This is a genomic window from Streptomyces sp. NPDC012510, assembly GCF_042955065.1.
Classification (GTDB): Bacteria; Actinomycetota; Actinomycetes; order Streptomycetales; family Streptomycetaceae; genus Streptomyces.
Genome location: NZ_JBIBEN010000013.1, coordinates 195,995 through 208,931, shown reverse-complemented (window position 1 = coordinate 208,931; position 12,937 = coordinate 195,995). Strand labels below are relative to the sequence as shown.

8 protein-coding genes are annotated in these 12,937 nt (G+C 70.2%); 6 read left to right on the top strand and 2 right to left on the bottom strand.

The window, feature by feature from the left end:
• The first annotated feature begins 361 nt into the window (after window positions 1-361).
• Complete coding sequence (locus tag ACFY9I_RS24735) at window positions 362-1,054, top strand: nitrilase-related carbon-nitrogen hydrolase (protein WP_391005088.1); 693 nt, start codon at window positions 362-364, stop codon at window positions 1,052-1,054.
• A 777-nt stretch (window positions 1,055-1,831) separates the two neighbouring features.
• On the opposite strand, the gene ACFY9I_RS24730 is transcribed toward ACFY9I_RS24735, so the two are convergent.
• Window positions 1,832-3,064, bottom strand: coding sequence for a trypsin-like serine peptidase (locus ACFY9I_RS24730; RefSeq protein WP_391005086.1), 1,233 nt, complete (start codon window positions 3,062-3,064; stop codon window positions 1,832-1,834).
• A gap of 810 nt (window positions 3,065-3,874) precedes the next feature.
• On the opposite strand from ACFY9I_RS24730, the gene ACFY9I_RS24725 reads away from it, so the two are divergent.
• The 4 genes from ACFY9I_RS24725 to ACFY9I_RS24710 all read left to right on the top strand — a co-directional run bounded on the left by ACFY9I_RS24725 (window position 3,875) and on the right by ACFY9I_RS24710 (window position 10,782).
• Window positions 3,875-5,368 (top strand): diaminobutyrate--2-oxoglutarate transaminase family protein, encoded by a 1,494-nt coding sequence (locus tag ACFY9I_RS24725; RefSeq protein ID WP_391005084.1) that lies wholly within the window; start codon window positions 3,875-3,877, stop codon window positions 5,366-5,368.
• A gap of 165 nt (window positions 5,369-5,533) precedes the next feature.
• Window positions 5,534-7,672 carry an IucA/IucC family protein gene (locus tag ACFY9I_RS24720; RefSeq protein WP_391005082.1) on the top strand — a complete coding sequence of 713 codons (2,139 nt, stop codon included), beginning with the start codon at window positions 5,534-5,536 and terminating at the stop codon, window positions 7,670-7,672.
• Window positions 7,673-7,784: 112 nt separating this feature from the next.
• On the top strand, window positions 7,785-8,522 hold the full coding sequence (locus ACFY9I_RS24715; RefSeq protein WP_391005080.1) for a GNAT family N-acetyltransferase: 738 nt from the start codon (window positions 7,785-7,787) through the stop codon (window positions 8,520-8,522).
• 244 nt (window positions 8,523-8,766) lie between these two features.
• Window positions 8,767-10,782: a helicase C-terminal domain-containing protein gene (locus tag ACFY9I_RS24710; RefSeq protein WP_391005078.1), complete on the top strand. Its 2,016-nt coding sequence runs from the start codon at window positions 8,767-8,769 to the stop codon at window positions 10,780-10,782.
• A gap of 200 nt (window positions 10,783-10,982) precedes the next feature.
• Here the strand turns inward: ACFY9I_RS24710 and lexA are convergent, their stop codons facing one another.
• The gene (gene lexA / locus ACFY9I_RS24705) at window positions 10,983-11,759 is read right to left on the bottom strand and encodes a transcriptional repressor LexA (RefSeq protein WP_020114122.1); all 777 of its coding nucleotides are present in this window, start codon (window positions 11,757-11,759) and stop codon (window positions 10,983-10,985) included.
• Window positions 11,760-12,297: 538 nt separating this feature from the next.
• Between lexA and nrdR the strand changes: the two genes are divergently transcribed.
• A complete protein-coding gene (nrdR, locus tag ACFY9I_RS24700; RefSeq protein WP_391005076.1) occupies window positions 12,298-12,861 on the top strand; it encodes a transcriptional regulator NrdR in 564 nt (187 codons plus the stop codon).
• Window positions 12,862-12,937: the final 76 nt, after the last annotated feature.

The window sequence follows — 12,937 nt, the reverse complement described above, 5'->3', positions numbered from 1 at the left end:
GGCAGTTCCAGGCGGGGGCGGGCCTTCGGTCTGCACGGGCGCGCCCGCCCGAGCCGATGCGCACGGCCGTCTGGTTGCCGCGGCCGAACAGACAACCGGGTTCCGCATCGCGACCCGGCCGGCCATACACGACCGCTACCTGCTGACCATCCGGGACGGCAAGGCGGACTGCGTCCCGACCGGCCGGAAGCCAGACCTGTCCTGGACATCCGCGACCTGGGGTCCGTCTACCTCGGAGGCACTGCTCCGAGCACGGGGACCGCGCCCTTGGGTATGTGGACGAGGCCAGGCAACGTTGGGTCCTGGCAAGCAGTGGTGCTGGTGGAACGATGATCGTGCGATTGGACGAGGGGAGTCCGGGGTGGAGCAGCGGTTGAGCATCGCGGTGGCGCAGCCGAGGTGCACGGCCTACGACGTGACGGCCAACGCGGTGGCCCACGCGGCTGCCGTTCGGGCGGCGGACGCGCGAGTGGTGGTCTTCCCCGAGATGTCGCTGACGGGATACGAATTGGACGCGGCGCCGATCTCCCCCGACGATGAACGGCTGGCTCCGATCGTCGCCGCGTGCGCCGAAACCGGAACGCTCGCCCTGGTCGGCGCGCCCGTGCCAGGTCCGCACATCGGCATCCTGGCTGTCGACGGAGACGGCGTGCGCGTGGCGTACGGGAAGGTTCACCTGCACGGCAGTGAGGCCGTCGACTTCGTGCCCGGGCAGCCCGCCGTGATCGACGTGGACGGGGTGCGGCTGGGGCTCGCCGTCTGCCGCGACACGGGTATCCCCGCACATGCCGCGAGGACCGCAGCGCTGGGCATCGACGGATATGTGGCTGGAGTCGTCCACGCCGATCACGAGGCTGAGGTCCACGGCGAGCGCGCCCGCCGGGTCGCAGCCGACCACGGTGTGTGGGTCGCCATGGCGGCCTTCGCAGGTCCGACCGGTGGCGGCTTCGACCGCACGTCCGGCCGTTCTGGCATCTGGTCCGCCGACGGTGTACTGCTCGCGGAGGCGAGCCCCGCCCCTGATGAGGTTGCGCGGGCCGTTTTCAGCAAGTGAGTCCGAGTCCGACCGCGGAAACCGGGCTGACAGGCAGTCCTGTTGAGCAGCCGGGTGGGGTCATGTCGCGCTGGCCGAAGCCGTAGGCAACGACGGGGTTGGGCAGTGCGCGAGTTGCTGCCGGATGACGGCGCCGCGGGCGGGTGCGGCCGGAACGCCGATCTCCCAAGGCCAGGCCACCACCGTGGCCGCGGGCAATCACGGCGGAAGCCCGAACGCCATCGACGACGACATGCTGACCTTCACCGTGGTGCTCGAAGACAGGGGCGTCCTTGTAGGGGAGTCCGCGAAGAGGCGAGCGAGCCGATCAAGCCGAGGCGGACGCCGGCCAGCCGCTGCCGCGAGAGCGGCCCGCATCCGCCGACCGGCCTCCGAGGAGATCGACCTCCGCGAACGTCACAGGCCGAGCCATGCACCGGAACACAGAGATCTCATCCAGACCTCATGATCATTTTTAGCGGAACGGCTGTACCAACGTTCCCCGGCCGTGACCGTCAGCAGCGTCACCGTCATTGCCTGACTCATCTACGTGGCACTGGGACCATGGCCCTGGGGACGAGGTGATCGTCCCCAGGGCCATGGTCCCACCCACCCGCCCGGCCGGCCCGGCGGCCGGAGCGATCCTCGACGCATGCGAGCGCCGTGCGCGTCCTGGTCGACGGGGGCCCTGACACATCAGGTGCCTGACCCGGATACGCGCACGGCGCTCGCTCGGAACCCGCACGCCCTCCGACTGCCGCCCGTCCAGGGGCGGCACGACCACGGGTCAGCCCGGCGTCACTGCGACCCGAACTTGTCACTCACCGCCTGATACACACCCTCCGCCTCCTTGCCCAGCCGTGGGCCGGCCAGCCAGCCGGAGCTCGCCGGGCCGATGGAGGTGTTGGACACCAGTGCGGGCTCACCGTTCGCGCCGGTCGCCACCCAACCGCCGCCGGACGAACCGCCGGTCATGGTGCAGCCGATGCGGTACATCGTCGGGTCGGACTCGACGAGCGAGAACCGCCCCGGCTTGTCCGTGCACCGGTACATCGTCTCGCCGTCGTACGGAGCCCCCGCCGGGTACCCGGTCGCGGTGATGCTCTCCACCTGCGGCACGGCGGGCGCGTCGAAGTCCACCGGCAGTGCCGAACCGACCATCTCCTCGAGGGACCTGCCCCCGCTGCCCTCCTCGGGCGTCACATGGATCACCGCGAAGTCGTACGGCGCCCCGTCACCGCCCGTCTGGCCGCCCTGCTCGATCCACTGGTCCGACGTCTGTGCCCAGTCGGCCCACCAGACCCCGTACGGAGCGACCTGCTCCTTGGTGGCCGTCTCCAACTGGGACGCCGCCATCGCACCGTCGTTGTACGAGGGAACGAACGCGATGTTGCGGTACCAGCCGCCCGACTTGCCGGCGTGCACACAGTGGCCGGCGGTCCACACGAGGTTGGACCTGCCCGGGTTGGCCGGGTCCTGGACCACCGTCGCCGAGCACACCATCGTGCCCTCGGGTGCGTCGAAGAACACCTTGCCCGCCTCGGGCGCGCTCTCGTGGTACTTCGCCGACACCGCCTCCGCGTCGACGGACTCCGGCGTCGGGTCGGTCACCCCCTGGTCGCCGGTGAGGTCGCTCTCGTCGACCTCCTTCTCCGGTTCCTCGGCGTCCCGCATCCGGTCCGGGTTCCACAGGTCCTGGATGATCGGGTTGACGTAGTCCTCCGCCTCGCGGAGCCAGTCGTCCCTGTCCCAGTTCTTCCAGGCCCCGCCCCGCCACTTGTCGAGGTCGATCCCGTGTTCCTTGAGCCTGTCCTTGATGTCGTCCGGGATCCGGATCTTGCCGTCGCCCGCGCTGTCGCTGCCCTGAGCGGACGCCGACGCATCGGCGTTCGCCGTGGTGTCGCCCGAGCCGCACGCGGTGGCGGTCAACGACAGAACCGCGGCGAGGCCGACCGCGGCCAGAACGGGGGAGGTTCTCCTGTGCGTGCTCCTCCCACCACGAGCGGCGAAGAGCGGTCGTATGGGTCGCATGGTCTGGACTCCCCCTGGGGCGTAAGAAGAACTCTGTGCTGCCGACGCGGATCACGCACGGCACTTCACTTCTGCCTTTCGTACGTAGCGGTCGTACGCGTGGCTTGGTGAGGATCGGCGAGCCGCGTCCCTACGGAACGGCACCACACACTATGCGGTCGTTGTGGGGGACATCCGAGGGAACGGCAACGGTTTCGCTACGAGCATTCTGATCTGGCAATTCGTCCCGACGGCTGTCGATGCGACGTCCCCTCACTACCCCTCAGATCCCCACACGTCCGCTTTCGTCACACCGTCGTCGAACCGTGCGCCGAAGTCCCCACGCTCCTGCGCTCCCGCCTCGGCGCCCTCGACGACCGCATCGACACCCTCCAGCGCTCGCGCAGCGCCTTGCGTGCCTTCCTCACCACTGCCTCGCCGGCGCTCCCAACGGCAGGACGCCACCTACCGCACCCGGAGGACGTCCGCGACCACAGCCCTTCGTCGGCCACGGCCGGACCGTGGCCGGGAGCCGGTGTCCGTCCTGCCGCCGCCCCGGCGACGAGGGCTCCGGGGCGGCGACCCTGACGAGGGCTGAAGGACGCGGACAGGTGACTGGACGCGCCTTGCCGGAACCAAACCGATGTCTTCATCGGATGGCGAACACCGAGCGCCCGCACGTGTGTCGCACCCGCAACTGCTCCGTCACGGCAAGGATCTTCGTCTCACCCGCTTCCCCGTGCCCCTTGCGTCGTTGGTACGTACGGGGGACCCGCCGGTGCTCGGTGCCCTCCGTCAACTCGCCTCTGGACAGCGGGAGGAAGTGCAGTCGTGGCGGTGACCGAGTCTACGGCGACGCCGGTGGGGCAAAGGCCCGAGCGAGCCCGCTCGGGGTGTGAGGACGAGCGGGTGCGCACACGGGGGGATCGGGATGGGGCGCGCTCGGTGCACGCCGGGACCCTGCGGCGTCGGACCGTGCGAGAGTCGGCTGCTCGCACCTATGCGCGAGCTCTGCCCATCGTGCCGGTACGCGCTCGCGGGCTGACCATCGAGGGAGCCGACGGCCGCCGCTACCTCGACTGCCTGTCCGGCGCCGGCAGCCTCGCCCTCGGCCACAATCACCCCGTCGTCCTCGAAGCGATCCGCAAAGTCCTCGACTCGGGTGCCCCGATGCACGTCCTCGACCTCGACACCCCCGTCAAGGACGCCTTCACCACCGAACTGTTCCGCACCCTTCCGCCCGGCCTCGCGGACCGTGCTCGCGTCCGGTTCTGCGGGGCCACCGGCATGGACGCGCTCGAGGCCGCTTTCCAACTGGTCCGGTTGGCGACCGGCCGCACCGGAATGCTCGCGTTCACCAGCACCCACCACGGCATCACGGCGGGCGCACTCGACACGTCCGGAGGCACCCGCGACGGACGCGTGTCCCTCCTGCCGTATCCCCAGGACTACCGATGCCCGTTCGGTGTCGGCGGCGAACGCGGCGCCGAACTCGCCGCCCGCTGGGCCGAAGCCGTCCTCGGCGACACCACGTCCGGTGTACCGCTGCCCGCCGGCATGATCCTCGAACCCGTACAGGACGACGGCGGCGTCATCCCCGCCCCGGACGGCTGGCTGCGCCGGATGCGAGAACTCACCGCCTCCCGCTCGATCCCGCTGATCGCCGACGAGGCCCAGACCGGTGTGGGCCGCACAGGCCGCTTGTGGGCGGTGGAGCACAGCGGCGTCGTCCCCGATGTGATGGTCCTGTCCAAGGCCATCGGAGGCAGCCTCCCGCTGGCCGTCCTGGTCTACCGCGACGGCCTCGACACCTGGCAGCCCGGCGCCCACACGGGCTCCCACCGTGGCAACCAACTCGCCATGGCCGCCGGCACCGCCACCCTCGCCCACGTCCGTGAGAACGGCCTCGCTGAACGCGCCCGAACCCTCGGCGCCCACATGCTCGCCCAACTCCACTGCCTCACCGAGCGCTTCAGCTGCGTCGGTGACGTACGAGGGCGAGGGCTGATGATCGGCATCGAGATGGTCACCCCGGACGCACACCCTCCCCCCGACGACACGCGCCCACGCCCACCCGCTCCCTCCCTCGCCACCGCGGTCCAACGCGAGTGCCTCCGCCGCGGACTGATCGTTGAACTCGGAGGTAGCCACGCCGGTGTCGTACGCCTCCTGCCGCCCCTCACGATCACCGACGAACAGTCCGACGCCGTGCTCGACCGCCTGACGGACGCGGTCGCCTCCGTGGCCGCCACCGTGGTGTCGCGGGGCCCGAGAAGCCTGATGTCCGAGCGCGCCGAGGGCCACGGACGCTTGCCGGGCGGATGACCGCCGAGACAACCGGAGCAGCCGACCGGAACGGGTATCGCCCCATTCCCGAACCAGCCGCCCACCCCGGAGACGGCCCCAGCACGCCACCGCCCCGCACGCCTCCCGGCACCTCCCCCCGAAACCCGCGCCTAGCCTCCCCCACGAGCAACCCCAGGAACCGCCTTGAAGCCGCCGCCCGCCCCAGAGACACGCCCCCACGATCGCGAAGACCACGCGCACCATCACGAGACAGAAGCCCGAGCCCCACACGCACGGCGACCGCCCGATACCGAGCCACGTCATGAACGGGCCCATGCGGTCCCTCGGCAAGCCGACGGAACCCGGACCACCGAGCCGCTGCCCAGCCGGGCCACCGACGCCCCGCGCCACCCCGATCCGTACACGGCCGCCCAAGCGGCAACAGTCGAGAACCTGCTGCGTTGCTGGGTTCGCGAGCACAACCTCACCCCCCTGAACGAAGACACTCTTCACGTCCCTCTCCCCGCCACCGGCACGACCCTCCTCGCCCCGGTGCACTACCGGTCCGCGACCGGCTGGCACCGCTTCGGTCTCCCGCGCCTTGCCGGAACCCCGGACAGCGCACCCCCCGTCGACGCGGTGACCGTGGCGGCCCTGCTGGCCAGGGAGTCGGCCGCCCGGCCCGCCCAAGCGCCGGACACCCGCGAGCCCTCACCCACGGCACCACACATCCCCGCGCCCGACACCATGAGCCAGCCGGACCCACTCGACCAGCCGGACCCACTCGACCTGCTCTGCAGGGTCGCCGACTCCGCCCGACAAGTCGCCGTGTTCCTCACCGAGCACCGACCCGAGCCCGCCAACGATCCGGACCGTTTCCTAGCCGCCGAGCAGGCTCTCGTCCTCGGTCACCCCCTGCACCCCACCCCGAAGAGCCGGGAGGGGCTCTCCGAGACCGAAGCGCGGCTGTACGCGCCGGAGTTGCGCGGCTCCTTCCCCTTGCACTGGTTGGCGATCGCGCCTTCCGTTCTGTCGACCGACTCGGCATGGACCGAGCGCGGCCGTGTCATCCCCGCCGAACATCTGACCGCGAGGCTGGCCGGCACGGGTCTGTCGTTGCCCGACGGGCACGCCGCACTACCCCTGCACCCCTGGCAGATCCGAGAGGTCCGGCACCGCCCGGCCGTGGCCGCCCTCCTCGACGCCGGGCTGCTTCGGGACCTCGGCCCCCACGGGCCTCCCTGGCACCCCACGTCCTCCCTCCGTACCGTTCACCGCACGGGCGCCCCCGCGATGCTGAAACTCTCGCTGGGCCTGCGCATCACCAACTCCCGTCGCGAGAACCTCCGCAAGGAACTGCACCGCGGTGTCGAGGTCCACCGCCTGCTGCGCACCGGCCTGGCCATGCAGTGGCACGCGGCCCACCCAGGCTTCGACATCGTCCGCGATCCGGCCTGGCTGGCGGTCACAGCACCGGACGGCGCTCCCGTACCAGGCCTGGACGTGGTGATCCGCCACAACCCTTTCCGCCCGGCGGACGACGTCGCCTGTGTTGCCGGGCTAGTGTCTCCGCGGCCGTACGCCTCCGGCGAACGACAGGCGGACCGCCTCGGGGACGCGCGGCAGCGCTTCGCCCACCCATACCCGCGGCGCCCTGACGACCTCGTCCGAGAGCCTCAACACACGCCTCTCCACAACCTCCCTCCTCACGAGAGCCTCACCACGCGGTCGCGGCTCGCCGACCTCGTCATCCATCTCGCCGGACGGACCGGCCGACGCCCGGGCACTGTCGCCGTCGAGTGGTTCCTGCGCTACCTGGAGCAGGTTGTGCGGCCCGTCCTGTGGCTGGACAGCGAGGCGGGGATCGCTCTCGAAGCGCACCAGCAGAACACGCTCGTCCTGCTGGACTCCGAGGGGTGGCCCATGGGCGGCCGCTACCGCGACAACCAGGGCTACTACTTCCGCGAATCCCGCCGCGCGGACCTCGACGCCCGGCTGCCAGGCATCGGCGAGCACAGTGACACGTTCGTCTCCGACGAGGTCGCCGACGAGAGATTCGGCTACTACCTCGGCATCAACAACGTGCTCGGACTCATCGGTGCGTTCGGTTCCCAGCGCCTCGTCGACGAGCGCCTTCTGCTGGCCGCCTTCCGCCGTTTCCTCGTCGGTGTGGCTACCGGCCCCGCCCGCCTGACCACGCCCCTCCCGGCCCGCCTGCTCGACTCACCCGTCCTGCGCTGCAAGGCCAACCTGCTGACCCGCCTCCACGGCCTCGACGAACTCGTCGGCCCGGTGGACACCCAGTCCGTCTACGTCACCATCGCCAATCCCCTCCACCTCTGATCAGCCGCTCATCCCAGCCGCTCATCGCCCTGTCCAACCCGCCGTCCCGTACTCCGACTCCCTTCATCCCCGAGGCACATGACCTACCCGATCTCCTGAGAGGAGCGTCGCCATGCCTCCCACCGACGCGACCACCGACACCGGCACCGCCTCGACCCCGAGCAACGAGGACACGCTCGAACTGCGCCTGCCCGACGACTTCCTCGCTCTCATGGCCGAGGAGCGCTACTTGTGCGACAGCAGTGCCGAAGCCGGACGGGAGGCACCCTCCGCTCAGGGCGACCTGCTCGACCACCTCGCCGGCTGGGGGCCGGTCGATACCGCCGTGGGCACACTGCACCTCGTCCCCGTCCGCGTCGAACGGGACCTTCCACTACTCTCCCGCTGGATGAACGACTCCGCCGTGGCCTCCTACTGGAAGCTCGCCGGACCCGAAGAGGTGACCGGGGACCACCTCCGGTCCCAGCTCGACGGTGACGGCCGGAGCCTGCCCTGCCTCGGGCTGCTGGACGGCACCCCCAACAGCTATTGGGAGATCTACCGGGCAGACCTGGACCCCATCGCCCGCCACTACCCGGCCCGCCCGCACGACACCGGGATCCATCTCCTCATCGGCCCCGTGGCCGACCGGGGACGGGGTCTCGGCTCCACCCTGCTCCGCGCCGTCGCCGATCTCGTCCTCGACAGACGACCTTCCTGCGCCCGCGTCATCGCCGAACCCGACCTTCGCAACTTTCCCTCCGTCTCCGCTTTTCTGAGCGCCGGCTTCCGGTTCTCCGCCGAGGTCGACCTGCCCGACAAGCGGGCCGCCCTCATGGTCAGGGACAGGCTCCTGCGCGATCTGATGTAGATCCGATGTGGATCCGCTGTGACGCCGTCATTTCTGGTACACCGCCCGCGGCGGTCCGGTTCCCGGTAGGACCGACCCGATTTCGCACCCACGAGAATCAGCCGTCTCGGCGAGCCCTGCCGCACCCCCACCCCGCCCACCCTTGCCCCGTCGAAGAGAACCCGGTCTTGACCCCGTCCCTCATGCCCCACGCTTCCGCCTTGACCACCCGTTTGTCAGTGGTGAGTCGTAGGGTGGTCGCGCTATGACGAAGCCCTCACTCCACGAACTCCTGCACGCCGCCGTCACCGCTGTCGGCGGCACGGAGCGCCCCGGCCAGGTGACCATGGCCGAAGCCGTCGCGGAGGCGATCGACGACGGCTCCCATCTGCTCGTCCAGGCGGGCACCGGCACCGGAAAGTCGCTCGGCTACCTGGTGCCCGCGCTCGCCCAGGGGGAGCGGGTCGTCGTCGCGACGGCGACCCTGGCCCTCCAGAGGCAGCTCGTGGAGCGGGACCTGCCGAGAACGGTCGACGCGCTGCACCCCCTGCTCCGCCGCCGCCCCGAGTTCGCGATGCTCAAGGGCCGGTCCAACTACCTGTGCCTGCACCGCCTGAACGAAGGGGTACCGCAGGACGAGGAGGAGGGCCTCTTCGACCAGTTCGAGGCGGCCGCGCCCACCAGCAAGCTGGGCCAGGACCTGCTGCGACTGCGCGACTGGTCCCAGGAGACCGAGAACGGCGACCGGGACGACCTCACCCCGGGAGTGTCCGACCGAGCCTGGGCGCAGATCTCCGTGTCGTCCCGGGAATGCCTGGGCGCCACGAAGTGCGCGTACGGCGCCGAGTGCTTCGCCGAGATGGCCAGGGAACGGGCCAAGCTCTCCGATGTCGTCGTCACCAATCACGCGCTGCTCGCGATCGACGCCATCGAGGGCGCGCCCGTGCTCCCGCAGCACGAGGTGCTGATCGTCGACGAGGCCCATGAACTGGTCTCACGGGTGACCGGCGTCGCGACCGGCGAACTGACCCCGGGCCAGGTCAACCGCGCCGTGAAGCGGTCGGCGAAGCTGGTGAACGAGAAGGCCGCGGACCAGCTCCAGACAGCCGCCGAGGGCTTCGAGCGGATCATGGAGCTGGCCCTCCCCGGCCGCCTGGAGGAGATCCCCGAGGACCTGGCCTACGTCCTCATGGCACTGCGTGACGCCGCCCGTACGGTGATCTCCGCGATCGGCAGCACTCGCGACAAGTCCGTGCAGGACGAGGACGCCGTCCGGAAGCAGGCGCTGGCCGCCGTGGAGTCCGTGCACGACGTGGCGGAGCGGATCTCCAACGGATCCGAGTGGGACGTGGTCTGGTACGAGCGGCACGAACCCCGAGGCGGAGCCGCATATCGACACAGCGGCGCGTCCCTGCGCGTCGCCCCCATGTCCGTCTCCGGCCTCCTGAGGGAGAAGCTCTTCGCGGACCGTTCCGTCACCCTGACCTCGGCCACGCTCAAGCTCGGCGGCGACTTCAACGGTGTGGGGGCGTCGCTGGGCCTCGCACCCGAGGGCAGCCAGGGGGATGACCTCCCGCAGTGGAAGGGGGTGGACGTCGGATCGCAGTTCGACTACCCGAGGCAGGGCATCCTCTACGTCGCCAAGCACCTGTCGCGTCCCGCGCGCGACGGCGACCGGGCCGACATGCTGGACGAGCTCACGGAGCTGATCGAGGCGGCCGGCGGCCGTACGCTCGGCCTGTTCTCGTCGATGCGGGCCGCCCAACTGGCGGCGGAGGAGCTACGCGTCCGCATCCCGGAGTACCCGATCCTGCTCCAGGGCGAGGAGACGCTCGGCGAACTGATCAAGGGTTTCGCGGCCGACCCCAGGACCTGCCTCTTCGGCACGCTCTCGCTCTGGCAGGGCGTCGACGTGCCTGGGCCCAGTTGTCAGCTTGTCGTCATGGACAAGATTCCGTTCCCGCGCCCCGACGACCCTCTGATGAGCGCCCGCCAGAAGGCCGTCGAGGAGGCGGGCGGCAATGGCTTCATGGCCGTCGCCGCCACCCACGCGGCCTTGCTCATGGCACAGGGCGCAGGTCGCCTCGTTCGGGCGCAGGGGGACCGTGGCGTGGTCGCCGTACTGGATCAACGACTGGCGACCGCTCGGTACGGGAGTTATCTCAAGGCGTCACTGCCCGACTTCTGGTACACGACGGACCGTAACCAGGTCCGTAGGTCGCTCGCCGCGATCGACAAGGCGGCCAAGGACCTGGAAGAGGCCGAGACGGCGAAGGCATGAGGAACGGCCGTTGACCGGTCCCGCCCGGGGAGGCCAACGGCCGTTCTGCCACACCGGGCCCTGCGATCAGGCGGGGCCCCGGGACCAGAGCGTTGTCGCTCGTCGGACCCGGACAGGCCAGGGCCCCGGAACCGGCGCAGTGGATTCCGGGGCCCGGATCAGGGGCGGGGACGGTACGGGCAACCGTCCGCCGCGGGGCGTCAGACGCGGCGCAGGACCGCCACCACCTTGCCGAGGATGGTCGCGTCGTCACCCGGGATGGGCTCGTAGGCAGCGTTGTGCGGCAGCAGCCATACGTGGCCGTCCTCGCGCTTGAAGCGCTTGACCGTGGCCTCGCCGTCCAGCATGGCCGCCACGATGTCGCCGTTCTCGGCGACCGGCTGACGGCGGACCGTCACCCAGTCACCGTCGCAGATCGCGGCCTCGATCATGGAGTCACCGACGACCTTCAGGACGAAAAGCTCTCCGTCGCCCACCAGCTGGCGGGGGAGAGGGAACACATCCTCGACCGACTCCTCGGCGAGGATCGGGCCACCGGCGGCGATCCGGCCGACGAGCGGCACGTACGAAGCGGCCGGCTTTCCGGCGGTGTCCGTCGGCTGGGCCGAGGACTGGTCGGAGCCGCGGACCTCGTAGGCACGTGGGCGGTGCGGATCGCGGCGCAGGAAGCCCTTGCGCTCCAGGGCCATCAGCTGGTGCGCCACTGAGGACGTGCTGGACAGGCCGACCGCCTGACCGATCTCCCGCATCGACGGCGGGTATCCGCGCCGCTGCACCGAGTCCCTGATCACCTCGATGACCCGGCGCTGCCGGTCGGTGAGCCCGGAGCTGTCAGCCCTGATGCCTGGAGGTCGGCCGGGCAGGGCGCGCTTGGGCCCTTCATGGTTCGTGGCTTCGTTCATCGCATGCACCGGCTCGAGTCGGCTCTGGGAGCGGTCCTGGGCAGTGATGGTGGCACTGTCAGCGGTGGTGGTCACGTCGGCCCCTCTCGATGGTCTCCCGTGCAGCACAACGGTAGTTGCTTTCGAAAGGTTGCGCCAAACACACGTTCGAGTGAAAAACCGTGGATTACCGGACGTGGTCGGGGGTCTGGGTGTAGGGACTCTCGCGTCCGGCGGACAAAAGTGCTGATTGCTGTACTCTTCACCGCCGGGGTGACGGCCTTGTGGGCCGCTTCGCCGCGAGGCCCAGTCTGCCACCCGGTGCTTCGTTCGCCGGGGACCGCCCCCTTCCTCTGTGGCGCCTCACCGCATCCCCGTCCGTTCCGCGACGGTGTGGATGCGCTCCGCGACGGCGTCCCCCGCTGGCACATGCCAATACGGGGGCGACACGCGCGTCGTGGGCGGATTTACGAGCCAAGCCCTACATGTAGTGCTTGGATTGCCGTAACGGCCCAGAAGTTGTGGTGCCCCCGGTCCTCGGCTCCTTGGTCATCCCCTATGCTTGGGGCTGCTTCCGCGGGGCCCAAGTGGCCCGTGGGGCTATTGAGCCGTGCTGAAGAGGAGGGTTTGAGTTATGTACTGTCCCTTCTGCAGGCACCCCGACAGCCGTGTCGTCGACAGTCGTACGACGGACGACGGCACGTCGATCCGCAGGCGCCGCCAGTGTCCCGACTGCTCCCGTCGTTTCACGACGGTGGAGACGTGTTCGCTGATGGTGGTCAAGAGGTCCGGCGTGACCGAGCCCTTCAGTCGCACCAAGGTCATCAACGGCGTCCGCAAGGCATGCCAGGGACGGCCTGTCACCGAGGACGCTCTGGCCCAGCTCGGCCAACGGGTCGAGGAGGCGGTGCGCGCGACCGGAAGCGCCGAACTGACCACCCACGACGTGGGTCTGGCCATACTCGGCCCGTTGCAGGAGCTCGACCTCGTCGCCTACTTGCGGTTCGCCTCGGTCTACCGGGCGTTCGACTCGCTGGAGGACTTCGAGGCCGCCATCGCGGAACTCAGGGAAGAGCAGGAGAAGCGCCCCGGCGCGACCGACGAGGACGTCGACATCGCGGCCGCGGAGCGCTCGGGGAACGACCGCGGGTCCGGAGGGGCTGTTCAGGTCCTCGTGCCCGCCGACGCCGCCGACTGACGGCGGGCCGCACCGCCGGACCAGCGGGTCCGGGCGATCGGCGGCGATCCAGACCTGTCGCGGACGGCTGTGTCAG